Below are 25,775 nucleotides of genomic sequence, written 5' to 3' on the forward strand. Positions count from 1 at the left end.
CCTCATTCATCGATAAAACCATGAAAACTCTCTTTTTTTCCTTGCATTAGTTGCTTTGGCTACACCTGCACTTGCTCAGCAACCGCTCAAGTACACCCTGTGGGTAGATGGGTTGGTTAATCCGCAACTCGCAAAATCCAGTCTGTACTTTCTCGGTACCGGGCTACGGGCCGAAGTCGCCAGGCCGCTCAATGGCTCACGTAATGCGCTGTTCGTGCAGGCTGGATACGCCCATTTTTTTCAGAAATCGACCAGTGCGTTTACCGCTACGATTGGCCTGGTTCAGATGGGCTACCACTACCAGTCCCAGAAAGCGTTTGGCGCAACGGTTGGAGTAGGGGCGCAGTACTGGAGCGAACGGATGCGGGTTCGATTCACCGACTACAGTCTCGATGAAACCTTCCGCAACATCATTCCTTCGGCCACGGTCGGTATTACGTTCCGGGTCAGGTCGCACTACGTTCTGGGCCTCGAAAACCGGGTGCTGATCAAGCCAGAGTCCGGCGCCACTACGATACGTAACAACATTGCTTTTTCGGTTGGCTACACGTTCTGAATCAATCTTGTATGAAATCGCTCAAAATGTATGCGCTACTGGTGAGTGCTGGTCTGTTTGTTGCATCGGTATACGGATGCCAGTCGACGGAACTGGACGTGAACCCAGACCAGAATTTCAGTGCGCTACCCCAATCCGTCATCGACCCTGCCGACAATCCACGCACTCCCGAAAAAGTGGCGTTGGGTAAACTGCTGTTCTACGACCCGGTTTTGTCGGGCAATAAAGACGTAGCCTGCGCCACCTGTCACAACCCAGCATTTGGCTATGCTGACGGCCTGGATTTACCCATTGGCGTGGGTGGAGAAGGGCAGGGGCAGCAGCGTCGGTTTGGAGTGGGAAGCAATATGCCTCACACCAAACGAAATGCCCCAACCCTCCTGAATGTGGCGTTTAACGGGCTCGACACAAAGGGGAGCTATGATCCGGCCACAGCGCCTATGTTCTTCGACCTGCGGGCGAAGTCGCTGGAAGCCCAGTCGCTGATGCCGATTGCGGCTTTTGAAGAAATGCGGGGAAATGCATTCTCTGAGGCTAGCGCTGCGTGCCATTCCCACGTATCGAACGTCGTTTGCGTCGGTATTTGGTGGGGCAAACGCAGTCACGGCGCAGAATCTGGGGAAAGCAATTGCCGCTTACGAACGCACCTTACTGGCGAACAATGCACCCTACGACCGCTACCAGCGAGGCAACCGATCGGCCATGACCGAAGCGCAGAAACGGGGTATGGTTCTGTTCATTCAGAACGGCTGTACTACCTGCCACAATGGCCCAATGTTTACCGACTACAAAACGCATGTGCTGGGAGTAATCGATAACGAAAAGCTGAACAATTCCGATAAAGGCCGGAACGATACGTATGCCTTTCGAACCCCAACGCTACGTAATGTAACGCTCACAGCTCCCTACATGCATAGTGGGAAGCTTCAGTCGCTTTCGGAGGTGCTGGTCTTTTACGACCAGGTGAAAGATGGTACTCAACTGAACGCGAACGTATCGATCAGCCAACTGGACTCGCTGCTACGTCCCCGCGTAACCCGAAGCAACGACCTGATCGAATTTTTGCACGCCCTTACTGACGATACCTTCGACAGATCTGTTCCGACCCAGGTGCCGAGTGGATTGTCGGTAGGCGGAAAAATTCAGTGAAAACAATTTCCATGAACTCCGTGTAATTGCTGCCCCTCTGTGGTTAAAAAACGTATCAGAACCGGCCCTGTAGCAAAAACTGGTCGGTGCGGGCGAAGAGGAGCGAATAAAAACTGAAGTCACTCTTGTTGGTGTCAATTCGTTTTTCCAGTCGAAGAACGGGACTGCCCGGTTCTACCTGAAGTTGACGGGCTATGAGCGCGTCGGCGGCTAAGGCCTGAATTTTCTGCTCGCCCCCCGTAACGACCAGACCGTATTTTGTGCGCAACAGGTCGAAAAACGAACGGTTCGTCAGCCGCTGACGCGGGAAATTGGGCAGGTACCGATTCGGCAAGATCAGCTTTTCATAAAACACGGGGGTGTCATTGACGGAGCGAAGCCGATCCAGACAATAGTACGTAGCCTCTGGCGCTTCATCGGTCGGGTAAAACAACAGCTCTTCGGGGAATGGACACAGGTACGGTTTGGTGAGAATTGCCGTTGTGATCAACTCCGGTGAAAGCTCTTCCGCAACGGCCGTTTTCTCATCGGCACTCACGGAGTGTGTTTTCAGCGACATGACACCCAGGCCAATTGGAATGGCTTGTACGATGCTGCCTTTCCCCTGATGTTTCCGAATATACCCCTCCTGAACCAGTAACGAAAGCGCCTGCCGAATGGTGGGCTGCGTTAGCCGGTACTGCTGCTGAAGTACACTTTCGGAAGGCAATAAATCACCCGCTTTGAACACACCCCGGATAATATCTTGCCGGAGTATTTCATATAAGTACTGGTATTGAGGAATACGGTTGGGCTGGTCGGTCATATGGCTGATAAAGATAATACATCAGGAATAATTCCTATGCTATGTCCTTGCTGACTCCTAATAAAGTATAGATTATTGAAAATATAAACTGTTGTAATACAAAATATTAGGTAGTTATTTTGTAACTTATTATAATAAGTTATTTGATTTTTTAGATATTGTTCCTACCTTCGGCACAGTAAATAGAAAGCAACAAATTCGATGCGATGGGTCAGTGGTTAGAACAGAAACGAATTGTGATCATCGGCGGAACAACCGGTCTGGGATTATCGGCGGCAAAGGCTTTTGTCGAAGAAGGGGCATCGGTTATCGTAGTCGGGCGGGATGCCCAAAATGGCCGACTGGCCGAAGCGCAATTACACAGTAAAGGCATTGCCATTAGTGGTGATGCCACTGATCCAGCTACGGCACGTAACGCTATTGAACGCTGTCAGGAAACATTCGGGGGCTTCGATGGGCTATACCATGTAGCGGGCGGCAGCGGCCGACGCTATGGCGATGGCCCGCTCCATGAACTGAGTATCGACGGATGGAATTACACGTTTTCGTTAAATCTGACATCGCTTATGCTGTCCAACCAGGCGGCTGTGCAGGCGTTTCTGGAACAGGGGATCGGCGGTACTATTCTGAACATGGGTTCGGTGCTGGGCTCACGACCTTCGCCCGCCTATTTCGCTACCCATGCCTATGCTGCCACTAAATCGGCGGTTATTGGCTTCACCAAATCAATTGCGGCTTATTACGCACCGAACAATATACGGATCAATGTACTGGCTCCGGCGCTGGTCGAAACACCAATGGCCCAGCGGGCCGCTCAGGATGATACGATTTTGTCGTTTATCCAGACCAAGCAGCCGTTGGATGGTGGGCGCATTGGCCAACCCGGTGATCTTGATGGCGCTGCTGTCTACTTTCTGTCCGACGCATCCCAGTTTACCACAGGGCAGGTGCTGTCAGTCGATGGCGGCTGGAGCGTCAGCGAAGGACAGATTTAGTGATTAGTTAATGATAACCAATAACTCAGTAACCAAATTGAGTCAGGCAATAGGCATTGATCTAGGCGGAACACGTATCAAAGGTGTGCTGATTAATACAGCTACAGGAAGGGTTCTCCATCAGTTGATTACCCCAACCGGCGACGGCGAGAATGCGAATTGGCAACGGGCAGTGGCGGATACCGCTCAGGCGTTGAGCCAGCAGACCGCCGAACCGATTCAGGGCATTGGTCTGTCGGCACCGGGTTTGCCGACGCCCGATAATACCGCCATTGCCTGCATGCCGGGCCGGTTGCAGGGGCTGGAAGGATTCGACTGGTCGGCCTATCTGGGCAAACCCGTTCGGGTATTGAACGATGCCCATGCCGCCCTGATGGCCGAAGCCCGATTTGGTGCGCTGACCGGTGTGCGGCACGGTCTGATGCTCACGCTGGGTACAGGAGTAGGGGGCGGCCTCTTGCTGAACGGACAGCTTTATCAGGGGTTCTTCCAGATGGCGGGTCACCTCGGACATACAACCATCCATGCCGATAGTGTGCACCCCGACATTACCAACATGCCGGGTAGTCTGGAAGACGCCATCGGCAACGTAACGGTGGGTCGGCGGTCGTTTGGCCGCTACCAGACCACACATGAACTGGTCGATGGTTACCGGCAGGGTGAAGCGCTGGCCACTCAGGTCTGGCTAACGTCGATTCGGCAACTGGCCGTGTCACTGGCCTCGCTCGCCAATGCGTTTTCGCCTGAGGTAGTGGTGCTGGGTGGCGGTATCATGCAGGCAGACCAGGCATTGATGGACCCGCTTCAAACCTTTTTCGATCTGTTTGAATGGCGACCGGCGGGTAAACAGGTGACGATACGTAAAGCTTATTTCGAGGACTGGGCCGGGGCTATCGGTGCTGCGGCTTTTTTGAAAGAGTGAAAAAGAGTCAGGGATTGTCAAGAGTGGTCAAGAATAGTCAGGGATTGTCAGGACTTGACCACATCTGACCAACCTTGACCACCTTTGACAATTTCTGACCAATCTTGACAAGTCCTGACTATCAATCTATAAATCATGAACCTCACATCACAATACATCCAGCAGAGCCGGGCTTTGCTGAACACCATCGAAGCGCAGGCGCCAGCCATTCAGCAAGCCGCCGACTGGTTTAGCCAGACCATTCTCGCCGGACGTATGGTGCATCTGTTTGGTAGTGGCCACAGCCGGATTATGGTCGAGGAAATGTGGCCGCGCTACGGGTCGTTTCCGGGTTTCAATCCCATTGTCGAGCTATCACTTTCGTTTCATAACCTCGTAGTCGGGGCTAACGGACAGCGGCAGGCCATGTTTCTGGAAAACGTACCGGGACTGGCCCAGCGTATCCTGCGTAATTACGACCTCTCGAATCTGGATTCAGCCCTGATTATCTCGTCCAGTGGCTGTAACGTAGTGCCCATCGAAATGGCTGAATTATTTCAGCAAAAGGGAGTAAAGGTCGTGGCGTTGATCACCAAACAACACGCTGACAAAAGCACCAGCAAACGAGCTGATGGTAAAAAATTAAGCGACTTTGCCGACCTGATTTTGGACACGGGCGCGCCCGTTGGCGATGCCATGATTACCGTTCCGGGTCTGGATACACCCGTAGCGCCGGGTTCGACCGTAGGCGGGGCGGTGGTCGTAAACTGCATCAAAGCCGAAACAGCCCAACGGCTTACCGAGGCCGGGCATCCGCCAAACGTCTTATCCGCAGCCAACGTGGTCGGTTCGGAGCAGGCCGTTACGCTGTTCGAAAGTGCTTATGACGAACACGCCCACCGGCTCGCCAGACTATACCAGAACGTGGGCATACCGTCCTACGTAAGCGATCAGGCAGATACCCTTACACCAGAGCATCTATAATGAACCGACGCACATTTTTAGGAACGGCGGCCGGGTCGTTGGCCCTCGCTCAACAGGTGTCGCTTGCGGATATGCCCCATCAAAAACCGCTGGTGAGTGCTCATGTATGGGTATTCTCGTCCGATATGCCGAAGTATGACTGTTTTTCAGTGCTCGACAACGTCTTTGCCGATGTGAAATACGCCGGGTTTGACGGCATTGAATTGATGGATGTAGCCTTACACCATGATGATTCCGTCGCGAAAATTGGCGATCTGATGCAGAAAACCGGCGTATCGCTGATTGGGGCATCGCATGGGCAGAGCATGTGGGACAAAAATAAACAGGCCGAAAATGTAGATAACGCGGGGAAAATCATTGAACGGATTGCCAAACTAAAAGGGCGTGTACTGGGCATATCAGTCGGTGATGCTAGACGTAAAAAGACCCCTGAGGAGTTTGACATACAGGCCGAGACGCTGAAAAAGATTCAGACCATTGGCAGGCAGTACAACGTACTGCCCAACCTGCACAACCATACCTATGAGGTTGCCGACGGACTGTATGACCTGACCAATACCCTGCAACGGGTACCCAGCATAGCCCTCGGTCCCGACCTCGACTGGCTGTTTCAGGCCAAAGTCGACGTGCCTACATTCCTGAAAACCTATGCCGATAAAATCGTGTACATGCACCTGCGCGACCACCTTTGGACGGGTGTCTGGTCGGAAGCGCTGGGCGAAGGCATTATGGACTTCGGAGCGATTGCTCGCCAGTTGAAACAGCTTGGCTATACGGGCGATATGACTGTCGAATTGGCTTTTCCATATGGGTACAAGCCCACCCGGCCCATTCGTGACAGCCTGAAAATGAGTCGACAAGTGGTAAAAAAACAGTTTGGTGTATAAGATGGCAACCGTTTTCAATCATCTCCACATTCCACTGCTGGCCGAAACCGATATTCTGGTTATTGGGGCGGGTTCGGCGGGTTGCGTGGCTGCACTATCGGCGGCCTCTCGCGATCAACGTCTGTCGGTAATGCTGGTCGAGCGGTACGGGTTTCCGGGTGGTACGTCTACCCAGATGCTCGATACGTTCTACGGCTTTTTTACGCCCGGCGCTACGTCCCGCAACGGCGGACCGCGCAAAATCGTGGGCGGCTGGCCCGACCGTATCGTTAATGAACTGGATAAAGTTGGCGCGGTGTTTCTGCGACCCAATACCTACGGAGCCGGCACCGGGGTGAACTACAATCCCGAACGTCTGAAACTCATCTGGGATCAGTTAATTCAGCAACAGGGTATTCGGTACCTCCTGCATACCACGCTGATCGACGTAGCCACAGAAGGCGAGTGCTATGCCTGTATTTTCTGGAATAAAGGCGGTTTTCAGAAGGTGCTGGCCCAACGGGTCATCGACGCATCGGGTGATGCTGATTTCTGCCATCTGGCGGGCTTTGCCTACGAGATTGCCGGAGAGAACGAACCCGCCCAAAGCCTGACGACTACGTTTCGCATGAGCAATGTCGAACTGGACGAATACGAGCGGGAAGGTGGGAAAAAGATGCTGGCCCAGAAAATGAAAGAGGCCGTTACCAGCGGACGCCACCCCTTGCCCCGCAAAGAAGGGTCGGCCCACGAGATGAACGCCCAAAAGTGTATTTCGACCGTAGCGGTGAAAGTGGCCGGACTTTCGGCGCTGAATGCCGACGAACTGACCAAAGCGGAGATCGAAGGACGACGGCAGGCATTTGTGTACGAGGCCTTTTTCCGGGACGACGTACCCGGTTATCAAAACGCGAATATCATTGGCTTATCGCATCAGATTGGCGTTCGCGAAACCCGGCGCGTCTACGGCGAACACCGCCTAACAAAGGCCGAATGCCTGGCGGGACTGCTACCCGACGACCGTATTTTTCTCTGCGGAGCACCTATCGAAGATCACCGACACGATGCCAGCGGAGCCGACGAAACGTACTGGGAGTACATTCCCGGCTCTGGCGTCTACGGCGTTCCCTACGGCACGATTGTACCCAAAGGAAGCCAGACGGTTTGGGTCGTAGGCCGGTGTTTTTCGGCCACGCACGATGCCCATGCGTCGTGCCGCTCCATGGCCCAAACCATGTCGATGGGGCAGGCGGCCGGACTGGCGGCTGTGCAATCACTCCGAAACGACGAAACCGCTAATGGACTGACAACGAAGCTGCTTCAACAGGATTTACGGGCGCTGGGAGCCATTCTGGACATTCCTGATACGGTTGCCGATACGTCGAGAAATGGCTGGAGAAGTAATGTTCACATCACGGCCGGGCCAAGCTCCAGCTTGGCCCGTGTACAGAACTAACTATGTTAATCACGGGCCAAGCTGGAGCTTGGCCCAGCCAGAATATGACGTTTATTCGAACTGTTTTGGGCGATATTCCACCCGCGCAGGCTGGCATTACCTACGCCCACGAGCACCTCATCATTGAGGAAAGCTTTCCGACGCTGGCGAATCCGGATTTCCAGCTGAACGATGTCGATAAAGTGTCTGCCGAACTCTCACAGGTGTACGCGGCTGGCGGACGAACGATGGTTGATACCATGCCCGCTAACTGCGGCCGGAACGTACTGAAACTGGCGGAGGTATCGCGCCGAACCGGTATCCAGATTGTAGCGCCAACGGGGATTCATCTGGAACAATATTACCCGCTTTCACACTGGCGGTATCAGTATTCTGAAGATCAGTTGACGCGGCTGTTCATTGCCGATGTTGAGGAAGGAATTGACCGGAATGATTACAATGGGCCGGTCGTGGAGCGAACTCCGCACAAAGCCGGGATGATCAAACTGGCTACTGGCGATGATCTGATAAGTCCGCATCAGGAACTGATTTTTCGGGCGGTGGTCAACACGCATCGCGATACAGGCGTGCCGATTCTGACCCATAGCAATGCGGGTCGTCATGCGCTGGCGCAGGCCGAGCTGTTCGCCAAACTGGGTGCTGATCTATGTCACGTTGTCATCTCACATGTAGATCGCTGTCAGGACGTAACGTACCATCGGGAGATTCTGAAAACGGGCATTCGGGTTGAATTTGACAGCGCCTTTCGGTGGAAAAAAGGAGAAGAAAACGGGACGTATCGACTGCTGGAAACGCTGCTCCCTGATTTTCCTGACCAGATCACGGTCGGGATGGATGCCGCCCGAAACACGTACTGGCGTTCCTACGGCGGCTCACCGGGTTTAACGTATCTGCTCACAACTTTCCGCGACGAACTCGACCGACGCGGCCTCATCGAGTATTGGCATCGCCTGATGATCGACAACCCAACGGCTTTATACAGCTTTATTAAATCCTTGTAAACCAACACAACCCTTACCCTTATACCGATGAATTCAAGACGTAAATTTCTCCGACAACTAAGTGGCACCACCGCCTTGCTGGCGGGTGGTGAGTCGCTGGTAAATGCCGAAGCACTGGGCATGCGGGCTGGTTCAGGCCACCTCATGACCCCGCTAAAACCCCGTTCAGCGGCTGATACGATCAATATTGGTCTTATTGGTGCGGGGATCATCGGCCATTATGACCTCGATTGTGCCCTCAAAGTACCCGGAACAAAAGTTGTTGCCGTGGCCGATCTCTACGATCCGCGGCTCGTTCGGGCAAAAGAAGTGTGGGGCAACGACCTCTTCACAACCCGCGACTATCGGGAAGTGCTGGCCCGAAAAGACGTCGATGCTGTCCTGATTTGCGTACCCGATCACTGGCATGACAAAATCTCGATTGCGGCCCTTCAGGCGGGCAAGCACGTCTACTGCGAAAAGCCGATGGTTCACCATATCGACGAAGGCAAAGCGGTAATCGATGCCCACAAAAAATCGGGAAAAGTCTTTCAGGTGGGTAGCCAGCGGGCAAGCAGTGCGGCTGTGCTGGAGGCCAAAAAACGATACGAAGCCGGTGATATCGGCGAACTGACCTCCGTAGAAACGTTTCTGGACCGGACGGATGCGCTGGGTGCATGGCAATATACGCTGCCGCCGAATCTCGACCCGAAAGACGTGGACTGGGATCGGTTCCTGGGCGATGCGCCCAAACGACCCTTTCAGGCCGAACGCTTTTTCCGCTGGCGCAACTACAAAGAATATGGAACGGGTGTGGCTGGCGATTTATTTGTTCACCTACTGACGGGTGTACACACCATTACCGGATCGCAGGGGCCAACCCGAATTTTTGCGCTGGGCGATCTGAACTACTGGAAAGATGGCCGGGATGCCTATGATCTGGTTACGGCGATTATGGATTATCCAAAGACCGATATAAATCCGTCGTTTCAGTTTACCACGCGGGTCAATCTGGCAACGGGTGCCGGTGGCGACATTCATACGCGTTTGGTTGGAACGGAGGGCGTCATTGATATTGGCTGGAACTCCTTTGTTATGAACCGGCTCAAACGGCCCAACGCGCCAATGTATAGTACCGGGTACGATGCGTTGTTTACCTATCCAAAGACAATGCAGGACGAGTTCATTCGCCAGTATGACCAGAAATACCCGGCGGGGCAGTTTACCCGGCAAATACAGAACGAACCTGCCGTTACGTTCAATACCCCGGCTGGCTACGACGACCGGCTGGATCACATGATTGTGTTCTTTAATGCCATTCGGGAAAACAACCCGTCGCTGGTAAAGGAAGACGCCGAATTTGGCTTGCGGGCGGCTGCGCCCTCGCTGGCGGCAAACCTGAGCGCCGAGCAGAAAAAGGTGATCAATTGGGACCCCGTTGGCATGAAACTGAATAAAACCACCTGATATGCAACGAATTGCCATGCTTGGGGGCGGCTTCATTGGTCGCTTCTACGCCGAATCTCTCCACGGGCAACGCAGCCGCGACCGCGTCATTGCCATCTACGCCCGCCGGGAAGAAACGGCCCAAAAATTTGCGGCCGACTACGGTTGCGCCATCTGGTCGACGGATATGGAGGCCGTCATTGCCCACCCCGACGTAACGATGGTGTGCATTGCCCTGCCCAACAACCTCCATGCGGCAGCCGTATTGCTGTGCGCCAAACACAAAAAGAACGTCGTCTGCACCAAACCCCTGGGACGTAACGCCGACGAAGCGCTGCACATGATGCAGGCCGTGGAAGAGGCCGGTATTTTTGGTGGTTATCTGGAAGACTTATGTTATTCGCCCAAGTTTCTGAAAGCGCTGGAAAGCGTTAAAAGTGGCGCTCTGGGCCGAATTTTGTGGGCCAAATCCCGCGAAGCGCACCCCGGTCCGCACTCCAACTGGTTCTGGGACAAAGAGCAGGCCGGTGGCGGCTGTATGCTCGATCTGGGATGCCATTGTGTGGAAATTGCCCGGAGTTTTATCGGGAAGGATGTTCGGCCCGTTGAAGTGATGTGCTGGGCGGCCACGCAAGTGAAGCCCATCGACGCGGAAGACCACGCCATTGCCCTGGTAAAATACGAAAACGGGGCCATCGGTCAGTTCGAAGTGAGTTGGGTGTTCCGGGGTGGGATGGACCTGCGCGATGAGGTCATGGGCACTGAAGGCACGATCTGGATCAACAACTTCTTGAGGACGGGCTTCGATATGTACACCTCCGGGAAAGGTGCCGATTACGTAGCCGAAAAGGCCGAATCCAACTCCGGCTGGCTCTTTCCGGTTGGCGACGAAGTAAACGACTTGGGCTACAATCACATGTTTACCGACATGTTCAAATCCTGTGAAGAAGGGCGGCAACCCGCCGAAACCTTCTACGATGGCTACGTCGTGAACGCGGTGCTGGATGCCGCCTATCGCTTGGCCGAGTCGAAGCAATGGGAACCGGTGAAGCTACCCGTCTGGCGCGGGCAGGAAGGCTTGTCGTCCGAGAAAACACTGACCGACTACGACGCTGATTTTTACCTGATCAAAGAAGAGATCACCCACGACGGACGCCACAAACTGATTCTGAAAGATAAAGTGAGTGGAAAAATTGTGGAGAAAGATTTGCTTAATGTGAATTGATTTTTTGCCAAGAACCCCTAAATCCCCTGAAGGGGACTTTGCTCGCTCTTAGATAAAGTCCCCTTCAGGGGATTTAGGGGTTTTGGCTGATAAAGAATTAATTTTCAGGTAGTTTCCATCAATCCTGTCAGAAAAACCCTTGTCCTAAACCTACAATCTCATGAACCTCATAGGAAAAGCCGCGCAGCAAAATACGTACGACGCCATTGTCATCGGCTCGGGTATTAGTGGCGGATGGGCCGCTAAAGAGTTAACGCAGAAAGGCTTACGAACGCTCGTGCTGGAACGGGGCCGACCCGTTGAGCATGTGAAAGATTACCCAACCACCATGTCGAGTCCCTGGGAGATGACCCATCGGGGCCGCTATCCGCTGGATGTACTCGGAAAAAGCCCGACGCAGGCTAAAGTAGGCTATGCGTTCAATGAATATTCCGGGCAGTTTTTCATCCGGGACGCCGATCATCCGTACCAGCAAACCAAACCGTTCGATTGGATTCGCGGGTATCAGGTGGGCGGCAAATCGCTGTCTTGGGCGCGCTGGACGCAACGCTGGGCACCGTTTAATTTTGAAGACAATCTGAAAGACGGTCACGGTGTCGACTGGCCGATTCGCTACCCAGATTTAGCCCCCTGGTATAGCTACGTCGAGAAATTTGCCGGTATCAGTGGCAATAAAGACGGCCTGTCGACCTTGCCCGATGGTGAATTTCTGCCACCGTTCGAGATGAACTGCATTGAGAAAAGCGTGCGCGATGCCTGGAAAAAGAGTATGCTGATCGCCATCTGATCATCAGCCGGACGGCCAATCTGAGCAAAGCGCAACCCGTTCATCTGGCCCTGGGCCGGGCCGATTGTCAATCACGCAACTGGTGCGGCCGAGGTTGTTTGTATGGCGCCTATTTCAGCAGCAATTCCGCTACATTGCCCGCAGCCGCCAAAACCGGCAAACTCACCATTCGCCCATTTTCGGTAGTCCATTCCATCATTTTCGAAGAAGTCAAGCAAAGAGCCAAGGGTGTTCGGGTGATCGACACGAACACGAAAGAGATGACCGAGTATTACGCCCGCATCGTTTTCGTGAATGCCGCTACGCTCAACTCCACGCTGGTGCTGCTCAATTCGACCTCGAACCGATTCCCCAACGGGTTAGGCAACGACAGCGGTGCGCTGGGCCATTACCTGATGGATCACAATTACCGGGGCCGGGTAGCGGGTGTTTACGAAGGCAAAGATCTGGATGACAACTACTATTACGGCCGTCGGCCAACCGGCACTTACGTACCTCGATTCCGTAACGTACTGAATGATAGTCAGAAAGATTTTGTTCGCGGCTATGCCTACGCTTGTGGGGGAGGCCGGGCCGGTTGGGAGCGGGGCAATTCGGTGGCGGGTTTCGGTGCTGACTACAAAGAGGCTTTGACCCATCCGGGCGAGTGGTCGTTCAGCATGACTGCCATGGGCGAAATGCTGCCGCGCTACGAAAATCACGTCAAGCTGAATCAGGCTAACAAAGATCAGTGGGGTATGCCCACACTCGACATTGACTGCGCGTGGGGAGAAAACGAAGACAAAATGACCCAAGATGCCATCGAACAAGCCAAAGCGATGATGGAAGCGGCTGGCATTCGAGTCACGGCTGCGTTTGATAATCATCAGGCACCAGGTTTAGCCATCCACGAAATGGGAACCGCCCGCATGGGCCTTGACTCCAAAACGTCGGTGTTGAACAAATGGAACCAGATACACTCGGTCAAAAATGTGTTTGTAACAGACGGTGCCAGTATGGCTTCCTCGGCTTGCCAGAATCCTTCGTTAACGTATATGGCCCTGACCGCCCGCGCGGCCGATTATGCTGTCCGGCAGCTGAAAGCGGGTAAGCTTTAGTAGCCACTAGTCTGGCTTCGTCCGTTGTCAGCGCTTTTGTTGGCACTTCCCCAAGATTTACTTGTCGAAAAGATGGGAAAAAACAGAATGGTATCTGTTTAACACGTATACGACGATGCCCACGCATGCTGACTCATTCTGTTGACCGGCTAATACCAACAAAACACCTGTTTCCACAGTGCAACCACCGGAAACAGGGTGAATGATAAAGTTGATGGTATCCGGTTTGTCAACCTGATAATGGGGCTTGTTCTACTATGAAGAATCACAACGTGTTGATCCTGCTGGCTGCTTTTCTCTTTAGTTACCCGGCGTATGCCCAGACGTACGATATTCGTGATTTTGGGGCCAAACCCGATAGTACGTTTCTGAACACAAAAGCCATTCAATCGGCTATTGATCAATGTGCTGGCAAGGGTGGGGGTGAGGTGCTGGTGCCAGCCGGTACGTATTACACCGGCACAATTTTCCTGAAGTCAAACGTGTATCTGTACCTGTCGGCGGGGGCGATTCTACAGGGGAGCTACAACCCCACTGATTATCCCGAGCACAACATTCTACCAGCCAAAAAATTCGGGACCATCACCCATAACGGCCTGTATCTGGATTATATGAAAGCCCTGGTTATTGCCGATAAAGCAACGCATACCGGAATTATCGGGCTGGGTACGTTACGCGGTCCCGGCGAAGGGAAGGCCTTTCAACTGGGTCTGAACAAAGACGGTAAGCCCAAAAACATTTTCTTTATCGGCTGTCGGGATGTGATCCTTGAAGGCATCAGCATTCTCAACTCGGCGCAGGTAACTGTATCGATATCGGGTTGTGAGCGAGTGACTATCAATAAGATATACCTCCGAAGCTGGGTGAACTGGAATTGCGACGGGCTGGATATTGACGGGAAAGACGTTATCATTTCCAACTGCATTGTCGATTCGGAAGATGATGCCCTCTGCTTTAAAAGCGAATACCTCGATAAATTCTGCGAGAACATAACGGTCACCAACTGTGTGCTGTCGAGCATCTGCAACGGGATCAAATTCGGCACCGGCTCCCGAACGGGCTTCCGAAATATTACCGTCACGAATTGTGTCATCAAGAAAGGATCGGTGAACGGGTATAGGCACTGGCCAATGCCTGCCAGTATTGTGCATAGGCCTGAGGAGACGAGTGTCAACACCGGCATCGTGATTCTGGGGGTCGATGGAGGCATCGTGGAGAACATTACTATCTCAGACATTATCATGACGGACGTATTGAGTCCGATTTTTATCCGGGTGGGTAAGCGGTTCCTGAATCCGGATAAAAAGCCGTCGGTGATGCGGCATATCAATATCCAGAATATCAGGGCCGAAACCCGGAGTATTATCCCAACCATTATTGCCGGATTGGAAGAAAGTCCGGCCGAAGATATCCGGCTTTCCAATATTCGGATAACGGTGCCCAAAGGTGTTTCTGCGGATTCTCTCAAGACGTTTCCGACAGTTGTTCGCGAAAATGAAAAGGGGTATCCGGAAAACAGGCTGACGTTTGGGACAAAGCTGCCGGCGAGTGCTTTTTATGTTCGGCACGTAAATGGGTTAGTCCTTGATGATGTGGCAGTTACGTACAGAAAACCCGATGCTCGACCCGCTTTTTATGTGGACGACGTGCGGGGCATAAAACTAAAAAACGTGGTTATCGGCAATAAGAAACTGGAGAAAACAGACGCGATTCTTACACAGAAGAACAGCGAGCGAATTGAGGTAGTGAATTGATAAAAACTGTCAGAAATAACGAAAAGCAGGATGCTCAGAAAGAGAATAATCAGTAGCTGGATCTTGTGTAGTTGGATGGGAATAGCGTTTGGGCAACAAAAAAATGCCCTTTCTGAAAAGTATTACCAGCTGATCGAAGCCCCCACGGCACCGGATAAATGGGATGCGTGGCGTTCTGAATTGCGGGCCTGGAAAGATTCGACGCTACGCTCCCTGAATTACAAAGGCGAGAACTATCGTCAACCCAATTACAAATGGGCGTCCAGTGCCTATGCTACGTATTTCCTGATGGCCAACGAAACTAGCCTATATGATAAGAACGGGGCGTATGATATTAAGAATTGCCTGAAAAAATACGAAGCCAACTACGGTGGTGTCGACGTAGTGGTTTTGTGGCCCACCTATCCGCAACTGGGCTTCGACAACCGGACCCAATACTCGTTTTATCGGAATCTGCCAGGCGGTGTAGCAGGGCTCAAACAACTGTGCAACGAGCTGAATCAGCTTGGGAAAAAGCTGATGATCGCTTACAATCCCTGGGACAACATCGCCCGGAATCAGGGCAAAACCGATGAAGACGAACTACTTGATCTGCTCACCGAAACGGGTGCCGACGGCGTATATCTGGATACGATCTCGAACGTAGAGGGCTTTTTTCAGACCATGCAACGGTCTAATCCGGGAGCCATTTTTCAGTCGGAAATACCGATCCGGCCGGAGGTGCTGAATCAGGTGCATCAGTCGTGGCTGGAAGTGGGCTGGAATGAGCGATACAAAAACCTTGAGTTTGGCGAAGTGCCGGTACTGGTGCGCAACCGATGGCTTGAACAGCGGCACATGATTTACCGGCTTTCGCGTTTCAACCACGAACAATCGATGCTGCTCCAGAATGCGTGGATCAACGGCTGCGGCATCGTCATTTGGGAAAATGTGTTCGGCACCGTCAACGAAGTCAACCCACGAGATCGGTCGCTGCTCCGGGCCATGCTGCCCATTCAACGGCGCTATTCTCAATTTTTTACCGAAGGTACCTGGACACCCCTGTTCCCGATTCAACTAAACCGCGTGTTTGCCAGTCGCTGGCAGTTGGGGAAAAGCACCCTGTGGACAATCGTGAACCGGCAGGAGCAATGGACGACGGGTAAACTTTTTGAGCAGGACGACGTACCGGGCGTCCGCTATTTCGACCTGATGGCGGGGAAAGAGCTAAAACCAGGCCGCGCCAACGGGAAGGTGAGCTTGTATGCCGAATACGGCCCCAAAGCCATTGGCTCCATTCTGGCTGTTGCCGACTCGGAGCTGACCGACGACTTCCTGAGCTTTCTGAAAAAACAGGCTGATACCCACAAACAAGCAGACTATAGCACCACGTTTCACCTGCCCAAACCTCATTTGAAACCAGTAGCAGCTACCCAGCGATACGCAAAAAATAACGTACCGAAAGGCATGGTAGCTATACCCGTTTCGATAGATTCGGTACGTTTGACGTTCAGCTTCCGGCAGCGGGAGTGTGGTTTTTACCCGATTGGTAATTTCGTGGACTATTCCTACAGCCAGGCCCGTAACGAGATAACCACCGGCGAGGTGATCGTAAAGCTCAGGCCGTTTGCCATGGATGAAACCCTCGTGACGAACGCGCAATTCGCCCAGTTTTTAAAGGCTAGTCACTATCAACCACAGCAGCGCGAAAACTTCCTGAAGCACTGGGTGAACAACGCTCCGCCCGCTGGTCAGGAGAATTTTCCGGTGGTCTGGGTTACGCTGGACGATGCCCGTGCCTACGCCAAATGGGCTGGCAAGCGACTCCCCACCGAAGCCGAATGGCAATGGGCGGCTCAAAACGGATCGTCGCAGACCCGTTACCCCTGGGGCAACACCTTCGATTCGACGGTTGTAAATACAGGACAATGGGCAGGCGCAACGGCCGTCAACCGCTTCGACAAAGGCCGGACGAAACAAGGGTTGTACGACATGAGTGGTAACGTATGGCAACTGACCGAAAGCGAGCGAACCGACGGTTACAACCGCTTCTGCATTTTGCGCGGGGGAGCCTGGTACGTCAATCGGGCTTCGGAGTGGTACGCCGACCAGGGCGCGCAGGACACCAGTTTTGGCGCTAAATATCTGCTGACCTGGCCGGGTCTGGATCGTTGTGCCACGGTAGGGTTCCGGTGCGTGGTGGATGAGCAGGTGGTAAACCAGTAACCAATGTATTGATGTATAAATTTTTGCTAATCGGACTATTGCTTACGGCTGCATTGTGTCACGGCCAGGCGAAAAAGACAGTTGAGGAATTAATTTTTCAGACTGGCTTTGAGGGCAGTAGCCGCGTGGTGAAGGCTATTGGCAGCAATGACCACGGCGCTGTCATGGAATACATGGACGGGTTGGATACAAGCTTTTCGACCAAAAGCGATTGGCGTACCGACTGGCGACCTATCGTAAAAAATGGCCGTATGCAGGTGCAGTATACCGGTGGCGATTCGACCAAACGGTTTGCGCGCGTCATTGCCGAACCGGGTAACCCTACAAATAAAGTGCTTCAGTATTGGTTAAATGACTCGTGGGTGGCTTCCGAAAACCAGCAGAAAGCCCGTATTCAAACCAATCTGTATGGTATTCAGGGAGGATACACCGAGTTTTATCAGTCGGTGAGGGTGTTTTTAACGGACGATTTCAATGCGCTGAAAACCTATCCCCGCTCCATAAACTGGTGTACGATTTCTGAATTCTGGAACAACGAATGGTGGGTTAAAAGCGAACCGTATGGATTTCGGATCACGCTGGGCATTGGCAAATCAAGTGCCGAAAAAAGCGAACTGAATTTCATTCTAAACGCTGAAAACGCGGGCCAGAAAGAAGTCTGGCGGGCCGATCCGACCACATCAAACGTGGTTGTGCCCATCGGGAAATGGTTTACGATGGAGTATTATTTTAAAGAAGGTGACCAGAAAACAGGACGGTTTTATCTGGCTATTACGCCAGAGGGCCAACCGAGGCAGGTGGTATATGACATTGCCAACTTCACCCACAACACCGCCGATCCGGCCCCTAATGGAGTGACAGGCTATAATCCCATGAAGCTGTACACCTCAAAGGAATTGATAAGCCATGTGAAAGCGCAGGGCAAAACGCTCCAGGTGTACTGGGATGATTTTAAACTTTGGAAAAACAAACGGCCCAGTGATGTGAAAAACTAGGGAATGCAGGCAAGCCTGAACACCCATTAGTGCTGGTTTAAACCTAAAAATAGTCATCGCACCCGATTACACGCCCTTACTATGAACAACCGACCTGGCAACCCGCTTCACCACTACGTTGACACACTGAAAGTTAGAATCAATATGAATCACCTTCGCATCTTTTTCTGGCTCAGTGCGGCTTTGGCGGTGCTATCCATAGAACATCAGGTTGTGGCCCGGCACTATTTTGTCAATAGTGTTTCGGGCAACGATGCTGCCGCCGGTACTGAGCCGGGCAACGCCTGGAAATCCCTGGCTCCTGTTCATGCAAAAGACTTTATGCCAGGCGATACCATCAACTTCATGAGTGGGTCAAGTTGGACCACCGGGCTGGATATTAACGATACCGGAACTCCGCAAAAACCCATCGTTTTTCGGGCCGTTGGCGAAGGACCAAAACCTGTATTTAGCCATCCGGGCAACCTGGCAAAAGCCATTAACATCACTGGGAAATGGGTTATTGTCGATGGGTTTGTTGCCAAAGATGCCCACCTGGCTGGTATCTATCTGGCGAAAGGAGCCGACCACAACATCATCCGAAACTGTGAAATCGAAAACTGTGGGGGCGGAGTTATGGCGCATGGTCGTTACAACCTCATTACGCAGAACTACGCCCACGACCTGATTATGGTCAAAAACACGCAGGGAGGTGATGATGACTATGGTGCCGTAGCGTACTGGGTATTTGCCCCCAACAACGAAATCGCTTATAACCGGGCGGTGCGGTGCCGGGCGCAAAGTTATGACTATGGTGCCGACGGTGGTTTTTTTGAAGTCTACACCAATGGCGATAGTACGTATGTGCATCACAATTATGCCGAAGACTGCAACGGCTTTCTGGAAATAGGCGGAGGATCGGCACGCGACATTCTGGTGTCAGATAATGTCTCCGTAGAAAATGGCGAATGGACGTTTCACCTTACCGGAAAGTTCCGGGCTGATATTCACAACTTCAGGATGAAACACAATACGATCATCTCTAGAAAAGGCACCAAATGGAATAATTTATTGGGTATTGGGAAGGGAGACGTTTCGACTAATGAGCTGATTTTTAGCAATAATCTTGTCGTTTTGGGTGGAGAAGCCGCCGAAAAAGTAGCGCGACACGGCAACTTTACGCACCACGACAATACGTATTTCCTGCTCGATGGGGCTAATCTCGGTTTTGCCGCAGCTAGTGGGGAGCAAATCAGTGTATCACGCTAACGAGAAACCAATTATCTGCCAGTGCTTACCTAACTCGACCGAAAGTCTATGAATGATGAATCCGATTACCTATCGCGCCGAAGCTTCCTACAGTCGGTTAGCCTTGGCACGGCTGCCGCGTTACTTCCTGTTCCACTGGTCATGGCTGGTCAAAAGGGCAGTACGTTGGTACACCAACGTACTGCGGTTGCACAGGCTGGTGCAGTTGGCAAAGTTATTCCCACGGCTACGGGTACGATCATGTCCGATCAGATGGGTATCACAAGCATACACGAGCACATTGTGATGCCGAGTGATCCGGTTCAGCGGAAAAAAAGCTTCGATTTTGCCGTCAGTGATTTGAAAAAAGCGAAAGCCCTGGGGCTGAATACGATTGTCGACGTTGGACCGACCGACGATGTTGTTGGCATACAGGAGGTATCGAAAGCATCGGGCGTGAACGTGATCTGTTGCACCGGGTCTTATCTGCTCAAAGACGAACAGCAATCCATGACGGTGACCGATTTTGAAAGCCGTATGATTAAGGACATCGAGGAAGGTATTCAGGGAACGCAGATTCGGCCGGGCGTCATTAAAGTAGCCGCCCGACGCTTGCCCATCACACCGGCGGAGAAGAATTTGTTCGTGGCCGCTGCTCATGTGCAGAAGCGCTACAGCTTACCCATCTGCACGCACGCAGTGAGTGGGTGTGTCGAACAGCAGCAGATACTGGAAGAAGCGGGTGCCGACCTGAAGCACTGTTACTTTTCGCACGTAGAAGCCACCTTTGGCTGGAACGGACGTACCGTTCAGCAGGAAATCGATTACCTCCAGAAAGTAGTCGAAAAAGGGAGCACGCTTAGTTTCAATAATTTCGGTAACTGGAACCACACCAAACCCAATGATCTGGCCCTGATTATTCAGGAACTGACAAAGCGTGGTTACGACGACCGCATGGTCGCGACGATTGATCTGACCTGGACATTTGTGGATGGCAACATCAAAATACTGTGGGAAGATACCAACGAAGAGGGCAAAGACCGGACCTATTCGTACCCACTTCGAAAGGTCGTTCCCTGGTTGCGCGATAAAGGGATACCTAAATCCACCATCGATAAATTCCTGATCGATAACCCCCGACGGATTTTTACCTGGGACTGAAACCACAGAGCCTGGGATCGGTACAGAATACGAATCAATTGAATACCTATCAGCCTGAATAACAAGACCAATAAGTCGTTAATCGCCATGAAAACAACCACTCTGTTTTTTATCTTCTTCTTAATCAATACGTTCGTTTCGGCCGCAACCTGGCATGTATCCGGTACAGGAAATGATGCAAACGATGGTAAAACGCCCGAAACCGCTTTCCGGAATCTGCAAAAAGCCGCCGACCTAGTCCAACCCGGCGATGTAGTCCTGGTTGGCAACGGTACGTATACCAACGCTGATAAAGGGAATGGGAGCGCCGTACTCAATATCACCCGCTCTGGTACGTCTGCTGCCTGGATTACATGGAAAGCCCGTCCGGGTCATCACCCCGAAATTCGGCCGGTCGGCTGGGCAGGCATCCAGATTTCGGGCTCCTATACCATCCTTGATGGATTGAGCGTCATGGGAAACAACGATTCCATTGTGTTGCTCAAAGCCCAGGAAGATGGTAAAAAAACAACGCCCGACCCTTATTACAACACAAACGGGATTTTCTTCAATGGCCGGGGTAAGAAACCGGACGAAAAACCGCACCATTTGATTATCCGCAATTGCGTCGTTGGTAAGTGCGCGGGCGGTGGCATTGTCGGTATCGAAATCGACTATTTTACGGTTGAAGATTGTAAGGTTTATGACAATGCCTGGTTCATGCGCTACGGGGGCTCGGGCATAACAACGCTCAACAACTGGGCATACGATGACGCGCCGGGTTACCATATCGTAATCCAGCGCAATTTTGTCTGGAATAATAAAACGCTGGTGCCCTGGGAGAAAATCGGTAAACTGAGCGATGGGAACGGTATTCTGCTGGACGTAACCGATCAGGAACAGGGACAGGGCGCCACGAATCCCAACGCCGATGCGGTTGTTAAGCCAGCCACCAGCCAGACGGCTGTTGCCGCAACAACTGTTGCGACTACGCCAGAAAAGCCAAAGCGGCCTGAGTGGAAAGGGCGGGCGCTGATTGCCAATAACGTGAGTTGTTACAATGGTGGTTCGGGGATTCACACCTTCCGTACAAAGCATGTCGATATTATTAATAATACAACGTACTGGAATGGCGGGATTGTGGGATATCAGGAGCTGTTTCCTAATCGGTCGGACGATGTGGTTATTCTCAACAACATCATTGTGCCCCGTCCGGGCGGAGCCGTAACTTCCAACAACCGCAATACCAGTATTCGCTGGGACTATAATATCTACCCAACTGCTCAAACCGTTTTTGCCGGTGCCAACGACATTGTGGCCGACCCCAGCTTTATCGACATCCAGCCCGACCCAACGAAAGGTAATTTCCGACTGGCGAAAAATAGCCGTGCCGTCGATTCGGGTAGTAACAATGTTCCCTTGCCCAATGATATTCTGGGAAAGGCCCGCCCCAAACGTGCCGGCCGGGATCGGGGCGCGTTCGAACAGTAAAAACCAGATAAAGCCAATCAATCAAACCTATAAGGTCCCAAAAAGACCTTATAGGTTTAAGGAGCTATCTGAAAAATGTTTCTTATAAATTTTATAACCCCTAAATCCCCTAAAGGGGACTTTATTTGAGCTGGAGAAAAGTCCCCTTTAGGGGATTTAGGGGTTATCAGACAGCTTCTATAAACTAAATCAATCATCTCTCATGAAAAAAATCCTTCTCGCTTTTGTTATCCTTTTGAGCTTCAGTGCTGTTCAGGCGCAGAAAAAGGTGTTCCCGCAAACGCCCGGCATGGTATCTTACACGTACCGCAACAGCTTTGCTAAAAACGTAGCAGCCACGCTCGATACCATTAAGGCGCTGGGCATTACCGATATGGAGTTTTCCAATCTCTTCGGTAAAACAGCCGCCGAACTGCGCAAACTCCTCGACGAACGGGGGATGAAATGTTCCTCGTTTGGGGTTAGCTATGCCGATGCGCAGAACAAAACCAGCGAAGTGGGTAAAAATGCTAAAACCCTCGGAGCGAGTTATGTCCGGGTAGCCTGGATTATGACAAAGCCCCCATTCACGCTGGCGGATGCGCAGAAATCCGTTGAAACCTTCAACCGAATTGGCAAGCAGTTGAAAGATGAGTTTGGCCTGACGTTCTGCTACCATAACCACGGCTACGAGTTCGAGAAGTACGAGGATGGCACCCTGTTCGATTACATCGTTCAGCATACCGATCCACAGTACGTTAGTTTCGAGCTGGACATTCTCTGGACTTTTTTCCCGGCGCCGATCCCGCTGCGTTGATCAAAAAATACCCGAAACGCTTTAAGCTGATGCACCTGAAAGACCTACGTAAAGGGGTTGTCGGCAATTTGTCGGGGGGCACGCCGGTGGAGAACGACGTAGCGCTGGGAACCGGTCAGATCGATTTGCGCGCCATTCTGAAAGCCGCCCAAAAGTCGTCTATCGAACATTACTACATCGAAGACGAAAGCCCTAGCTATGCCACGCAGGTGCCACAAACGATAGCCTATCTAAGCCAACTGAAGTGACGAAAAAACGCGTGTCATTTATGAAATATTGGCTTATCATACTCGTCTGTTTGCTGATGTCAGTTGGCCGGGTAACCGCTCAGGACGTACTGATTGTTGCCGACGAAATTCCGGCAATGGAAGTACTGGCCAAAGGAATGCAACAGCAGGAGGGTCTGACTTCTAAAATTGTGACCCAGACCGACATGCCCGCCACCCTGGCCAATTTCCGGGCGGTTATTGTTTACATCCACAAAGATTTGGATTCCATTCCCGAGCGAGCCTTTATCCGGTATGCTCAAAACGGCGGGAAGCTACTTTGCCTGCATCATTCCATTAGTTCGGCGAAGCGAAAGAATAAAGAATGGTTTTCGTTTCTGGGTATCGATTTGCCCAAGAAAGACGTTTCGGAAGGCGGCTATAAATACGTGGGCGACGTCGATATGGCTGTCGTGAATCTGGCTCCGAAACACTTTATTACGTCGCACAAGATTACGTATGCTTCTACGATTGCGTACACGCGGGAGGGCAGCCAAAAAGAGGGCCAGTTTCCGGGCTTTGTTTTGCAAAAAACAGAGGGATTTCTGAATCATCAACTGCTGGGGAGCCGGACCATTTTGCTGGGTTTTAAATTCACGGATACCGCCGGAAAGGTGTGGATGCAGGATCGGTCGGCCTGGTGTATTCCGGTGGGAAAAGGTTGGCTTTTCTACAGTCAGCCGGGTCATGCGATCAGTGATTTTGAAAATCTTATCTACACGCAACTCATTGCGAATGCAATACTATATAAACCGTAACCAGTACCGACAATTCAAAAGCCATTCCTGTTAATCCGTATGCACATTAAATTTTACGCGCCCCAATGGGGGAATACCTTACCGTTTGCTACGTTCTGTAAGAACGTGAAAGACGCTGGCTACGATGGTGTTGAAATGGCCTTGCCGCTCGAAGCCAATGAGAGCCGGGAAATCGTAGCTACCCTGAACGACTACGACCTCGAACTGATTGGTCAGTATTGGCAATCGTTCGAGAGCGATCTGGACGAACACAGCCGGAACTATGAAAAATACCTCCGCAACCTGATTGCAGCCAACCCCGTTTTTATCAACTGTCAGACCGGCAAGGATTTCTTTACCTTCGAGCAGAACAAACACCTCTTCGATCTGGCTGCGCGGATTTCGAAAGAAACGGGCGTCAGAATCATCCACGAAACACACCGGGGGAAGTCGCTGTTTGCCGCTCATATCGCGCAGGAGTATTTTACCAGACTCCCTGATCTTCGGATATGCCTCGATATTTCGCACTGGTGCAACGTCCATGAATCACTACTCGAAAACCAGACCGAAGCGGTGAATCTGGCTATTTCCCGTGCCGACCATATTCACAGCCGGGTAGGGCATCCCGAAGGACCACAGGTCAATGATCCACGTGCGCCGGAATGGGAGCTAACGCTCAACACACATTTAGCCTGGTGGGATAAACTAGTGGAAACACACCGGGCTAATGGCACACAACTGACTGTTAACACGGAGTTCGGTCCGGCAACCTACATGCCCGTAATGCCCTATACCCAGTTGCCAATCGGTAATCAATGGGAAATCAATGTCTTCATGATGAACCTGTTAAAGCAGCGCTACGCCTGATTGTTATACCAATTAGACCCTCCGCTGAATACCTTCAGTCTTTCGATACTCAGCGGGCGATACGCCCATTTGTTTTTTGAACAGTCTCGAAAAGTAGAATGGATCATCGATGCCCAGTTGATACGCTACTTCGTTAATCCGTAAATCACTGAAGTGAAGGAGCTGACAGGCTTTCTGAATACGCAGGTGGTTGAAGTACTCAATGGGCGCATAACCGGTATCCTGTCTGAACTTGCGGGAGAAAAACGACGTAGACAGGTTGACTGATTGAGCAATATTGTCCAGTGTGATGGATGAGGATAAGTTATTTTGCATATATAGAATGGCCCGATTTGTCGGCGTGGCGGTTCCGCTGCCAATGATTTCTTTCTGAAAGTTTTCGGGCAAAATGAACGAGGCCAGAAAAAACGGGATAGTCAGGTTCGCAAACAGCAGGTTCGACGTACTATAGCCTTTCAAAAACGTATCGAACATTCGGTCGAACAGGGCAATCCGTTCATCAGAATAAGGTACACGAACGGCCTGGGGAAGATTACTCTTATCGTCCATAATAGCGCTTATTACGTCGTGGCAGTCCGTACCACTGAAGTGGAACCAGTGAATAGTCCAGGGATTATCGGTATCTGCACCGTAGGAGTGAGGGGTGTCAGGCGTGATGGCGAAAACGTCTCCCGCCTGCATCATAATCCGGTTTTTGGCCAGTTGAATCCAGCCCTGCCCGTCTGTGCAATACAGCAGAATGACCTGTGAAATTCCGGTTGGACGCTGATAATAGTGATACAGGGCTTTGGGGTAAAAACCCATTCGGGTAATGAATAGACTGCTGATCAACGGCATCGACAAACATTTGTCAACGGTTTCCTTGGGAACCTCAATGATTCGTTCCCCGGCAAATCCGCGGCTTTTACGGGTTAATGGGCTCATCCGATTGTGTTTACTCGATAAAACAGGCTAAAGATAAAATAATCCATGTTTAGGCTAAAATACTTCATTTGTGTCTTCTTGGAAAAACTGAATTTTGTTAGCGTTAAATGCAATTAGTTGCATCGT

At 51.8% G+C, this 25,775-nt stretch carries 20 protein-coding genes and 4 pseudogenes; 22 read left to right on the plus strand and 2 right to left on the minus strand.

Annotated features, from left to right (window positions below; all coding sequences use genetic code 11):
* Window positions 1-55 precede the first annotated feature (55 nt).
* The 4 genes and pseudogenes from LN737_RS32280 to LN737_RS32295 all read left to right on the plus strand — a co-directional run bounded on the left by LN737_RS32280 (window position 56) and on the right by LN737_RS32295 (window position 1,705).
* Window positions 56-556: a porin family protein gene (locus tag LN737_RS32280; RefSeq protein WP_231780386.1), complete on the plus strand. Its 501-nt coding sequence runs from the start codon at window positions 56-58 to the stop codon at window positions 554-556.
* Between the two features lie 26 nt (window positions 557-582).
* Window positions 583-1,020: pseudogene (locus LN737_RS32285) on the plus strand (cytochrome c peroxidase); the annotation flags it as partial.
* A 55-nt stretch (window positions 1,021-1,075) separates the two neighbouring features.
* Window positions 1,076-1,192, plus strand: a pseudogene (locus LN737_RS32290) (hypothetical protein); the annotation flags it as partial.
* A gap of 138 nt (window positions 1,193-1,330) precedes the next feature.
* A complete protein-coding gene (locus LN737_RS32295; protein WP_231780468.1) occupies window positions 1,331-1,705 on the plus strand; it encodes a hypothetical protein in 375 nt (124 codons plus the stop codon).
* Window positions 1,706-1,760: 55 nt separating this feature from the next.
* On the opposite strand, the gene LN737_RS32300 is transcribed toward LN737_RS32295, so the two are convergent.
* Window positions 1,761-2,510 carry a GntR family transcriptional regulator gene (locus tag LN737_RS32300; RefSeq protein WP_231780387.1) on the minus strand — a complete coding sequence of 250 codons (750 nt, stop codon included), beginning with the start codon at window positions 2,508-2,510 and terminating at the stop codon, window positions 1,761-1,763.
* 206 nt (window positions 2,511-2,716) lie between these two features.
* On the opposite strand from LN737_RS32300, the gene LN737_RS32305 reads away from it, so the two are divergent.
* The 18 genes and pseudogenes from LN737_RS32305 to LN737_RS32390 all read left to right on the plus strand — a co-directional run bounded on the left by LN737_RS32305 (window position 2,717) and on the right by LN737_RS32390 (window position 24,725).
* Window positions 2,717-3,505: an SDR family NAD(P)-dependent oxidoreductase gene (locus tag LN737_RS32305; protein WP_231780388.1), complete on the plus strand. Its 789-nt coding sequence runs from the start codon at window positions 2,717-2,719 to the stop codon at window positions 3,503-3,505.
* A gap of 37 nt (window positions 3,506-3,542) precedes the next feature.
* The gene (locus LN737_RS32310; RefSeq protein WP_405520873.1) at window positions 3,543-4,427 is read left to right on the plus strand and encodes an ROK family protein; all 885 of its coding nucleotides are present in this window, start codon (window positions 3,543-3,545) and stop codon (window positions 4,425-4,427) included.
* Between the two features lie 135 nt (window positions 4,428-4,562).
* Complete coding sequence (locus tag LN737_RS32315; RefSeq protein ID WP_231780390.1) at window positions 4,563-5,390, plus strand: sugar isomerase domain-containing protein; 828 nt, start codon at window positions 4,563-4,565, stop codon at window positions 5,388-5,390.
* The gene (locus tag LN737_RS32320) at window positions 5,390-6,277 is read left to right on the plus strand and encodes a sugar phosphate isomerase/epimerase (protein WP_231780391.1); all 888 of its coding nucleotides are present in this window, start codon (window positions 5,390-5,392) and stop codon (window positions 6,275-6,277) included. The genes LN737_RS32315 and LN737_RS32320 overlap by 1 nt, the downstream gene beginning before the upstream one ends.
* Before the next feature lies 1 nt (window position 6,278).
* Entirely contained in the window at window positions 6,279-7,712 is a 1,434-nt protein-coding gene (locus LN737_RS32325; RefSeq protein WP_231780392.1) for an FAD-dependent oxidoreductase, read from the plus strand.
* A 44-nt stretch (window positions 7,713-7,756) separates the two neighbouring features.
* On the plus strand, window positions 7,757-8,713 hold the full coding sequence (locus LN737_RS32330) for a phosphotriesterase (protein WP_231780393.1): 957 nt from the start codon (window positions 7,757-7,759) through the stop codon (window positions 8,711-8,713).
* Between the two features lie 27 nt (window positions 8,714-8,740).
* Window positions 8,741-10,159 carry a Gfo/Idh/MocA family protein gene (locus tag LN737_RS32335; RefSeq protein ID WP_231780394.1) on the plus strand — a complete coding sequence of 473 codons (1,419 nt, stop codon included), beginning with the start codon at window positions 8,741-8,743 and terminating at the stop codon, window positions 10,157-10,159.
* A 1-nt stretch (window position 10,160) separates the two neighbouring features.
* On the plus strand, window positions 10,161-11,363 hold the full coding sequence (locus LN737_RS32340; protein ID WP_231780395.1) for a Gfo/Idh/MocA family protein: 1,203 nt from the start codon (window positions 10,161-10,163) through the stop codon (window positions 11,361-11,363).
* 160 nt (window positions 11,364-11,523) lie between these two features.
* A pseudogene (locus LN737_RS32345) lies at window positions 11,524-13,247 on the plus strand (GMC oxidoreductase).
* A 257-nt stretch (window positions 13,248-13,504) separates the two neighbouring features.
* A complete protein-coding gene (locus LN737_RS32350; RefSeq protein WP_231780396.1) occupies window positions 13,505-15,001 on the plus strand; it encodes a glycoside hydrolase family 28 protein in 1,497 nt (498 codons plus the stop codon).
* Between the two features lie 75 nt (window positions 15,002-15,076).
* Complete coding sequence (locus LN737_RS32355) at window positions 15,077-17,206, plus strand: formylglycine-generating enzyme family protein (RefSeq protein WP_405520877.1); 2,130 nt, start codon at window positions 15,077-15,079, stop codon at window positions 17,204-17,206.
* Window positions 17,207-17,217: 11 nt separating this feature from the next.
* Window positions 17,218-18,201 (plus strand): hypothetical protein, encoded by a 984-nt coding sequence (locus LN737_RS32360; RefSeq protein ID WP_231780398.1) that lies wholly within the window; start codon window positions 17,218-17,220, stop codon window positions 18,199-18,201.
* Between the two features lie 81 nt (window positions 18,202-18,282).
* A complete protein-coding gene (locus LN737_RS32365) occupies window positions 18,283-19,449 on the plus strand; it encodes a right-handed parallel beta-helix repeat-containing protein (RefSeq protein WP_231780399.1) in 1,167 nt (388 codons plus the stop codon).
* Between the two features lie 48 nt (window positions 19,450-19,497).
* On the plus strand, window positions 19,498-20,589 hold the full coding sequence (locus LN737_RS32370; RefSeq protein WP_231780400.1) for a hypothetical protein: 1,092 nt from the start codon (window positions 19,498-19,500) through the stop codon (window positions 20,587-20,589).
* 87 nt (window positions 20,590-20,676) lie between these two features.
* Window positions 20,677-22,059, plus strand: a complete 1,383-nt coding sequence (locus tag LN737_RS32375; RefSeq protein WP_231780401.1) for a choice-of-anchor Q domain-containing protein — start codon at window positions 20,677-20,679, stop codon at window positions 22,057-22,059.
* 202 nt (window positions 22,060-22,261) lie between these two features.
* Window positions 22,262-23,103 (plus strand): annotated as a pseudogene (locus LN737_RS32380) (sugar phosphate isomerase/epimerase family protein).
* Window positions 23,104-23,123: 20 nt separating this feature from the next.
* Window positions 23,124-23,879: a ThuA domain-containing protein gene (locus LN737_RS32385; protein ID WP_231780402.1), complete on the plus strand. Its 756-nt coding sequence runs from the start codon at window positions 23,124-23,126 to the stop codon at window positions 23,877-23,879.
* A gap of 39 nt (window positions 23,880-23,918) precedes the next feature.
* Window positions 23,919-24,725: a sugar phosphate isomerase/epimerase gene (locus LN737_RS32390; protein ID WP_231780403.1), complete on the plus strand. Its 807-nt coding sequence runs from the start codon at window positions 23,919-23,921 to the stop codon at window positions 24,723-24,725.
* A 12-nt stretch (window positions 24,726-24,737) separates the two neighbouring features.
* Here LN737_RS32390 and LN737_RS32395 read toward each other — a convergent pair whose 3' ends face one another.
* Window positions 24,738-25,649, minus strand: a complete 912-nt coding sequence (locus LN737_RS32395; RefSeq protein ID WP_231780404.1) for an AraC family transcriptional regulator — start codon at window positions 25,647-25,649, stop codon at window positions 24,738-24,740.
* Between the last annotated feature and the right edge of the window lie 126 nt (window positions 25,650-25,775).

It is taken from the genome of Spirosoma sp. KNUC1025 (assembly GCF_045160025.1).
Taxonomy (GTDB): Bacteria; Bacteroidota; Bacteroidia; order Cytophagales; family Spirosomataceae; genus Spirosoma.

What these genes read in the sequence shown, in the direction of transcription:
- LN737_RS32360 (WP_231780398.1), top strand. Translation starts at nt 17,218, where the DNA reads ATGTATAAATTTTTGCTAATCGGACTATTGCTTACGGCTGCATTGTGT.
- LN737_RS32385 (WP_231780402.1), top strand. Translation starts at nt 23,124, where the DNA reads ATGAAATATTGGCTTATCATACTCGTCTGTTTGCTGATGTCAGTTGGC.
- LN737_RS32370 (WP_231780400.1), top strand. Translation starts at nt 19,498, where the DNA reads ATGAATGATGAATCCGATTACCTATCGCGCCGAAGCTTCCTACAGTCG.
- LN737_RS32335 (WP_231780394.1), top strand. Translation starts at nt 8,741, where the DNA reads ATGAATTCAAGACGTAAATTTCTCCGACAACTAAGTGGCACCACCGCC.
- LN737_RS32300 (WP_231780387.1), bottom strand. Translation starts at nt 2,510, where the DNA reads ATGACCGACCAGCCCAACCGTATTCCTCAATACCAGTACTTATATGAA.
- LN737_RS32305 (WP_231780388.1), top strand. Translation starts at nt 2,717, where the DNA reads ATGGGTCAGTGGTTAGAACAGAAACGAATTGTGATCATCGGCGGAACA.
- LN737_RS32315 (WP_231780390.1), top strand. Translation starts at nt 4,563, where the DNA reads ATGAACCTCACATCACAATACATCCAGCAGAGCCGGGCTTTGCTGAAC.
- LN737_RS32340 (WP_231780395.1), top strand. Translation starts at nt 10,161, where the DNA reads ATGCAACGAATTGCCATGCTTGGGGGCGGCTTCATTGGTCGCTTCTAC.
- LN737_RS32395 (WP_231780404.1), bottom strand. Translation starts at nt 25,649, where the DNA reads ATGAGCCCATTAACCCGTAAAAGCCGCGGATTTGCCGGGGAACGAATC.
- LN737_RS32330 (WP_231780393.1), top strand. Translation starts at nt 7,757, where the DNA reads ATGACGTTTATTCGAACTGTTTTGGGCGATATTCCACCCGCGCAGGCT.
- LN737_RS32350 (WP_231780396.1), top strand. Translation starts at nt 13,505, where the DNA reads ATGAAGAATCACAACGTGTTGATCCTGCTGGCTGCTTTTCTCTTTAGT.
- LN737_RS32375 (WP_231780401.1), top strand. Translation starts at nt 20,677, where the DNA reads ATGAAAACAACCACTCTGTTTTTTATCTTCTTCTTAATCAATACGTTC.
- LN737_RS32325 (WP_231780392.1), top strand. Translation starts at nt 6,279, where the DNA reads ATGGCAACCGTTTTCAATCATCTCCACATTCCACTGCTGGCCGAAACC.
- LN737_RS32355 (WP_405520877.1), top strand. Translation starts at nt 15,077, where the DNA reads ATGGGAATAGCGTTTGGGCAACAAAAAAATGCCCTTTCTGAAAAGTAT.
- LN737_RS32320 (WP_231780391.1), top strand. Translation starts at nt 5,390, where the DNA reads ATGAACCGACGCACATTTTTAGGAACGGCGGCCGGGTCGTTGGCCCTC.
- LN737_RS32295 (WP_231780468.1), top strand. Translation starts at nt 1,331, where the DNA reads ATGTTTACCGACTACAAAACGCATGTGCTGGGAGTAATCGATAACGAA.
- LN737_RS32390 (WP_231780403.1), top strand. Translation starts at nt 23,919, where the DNA reads ATGCACATTAAATTTTACGCGCCCCAATGGGGGAATACCTTACCGTTT.
- LN737_RS32365 (WP_231780399.1), top strand. Translation starts at nt 18,283, where the DNA reads ATGAACAACCGACCTGGCAACCCGCTTCACCACTACGTTGACACACTG.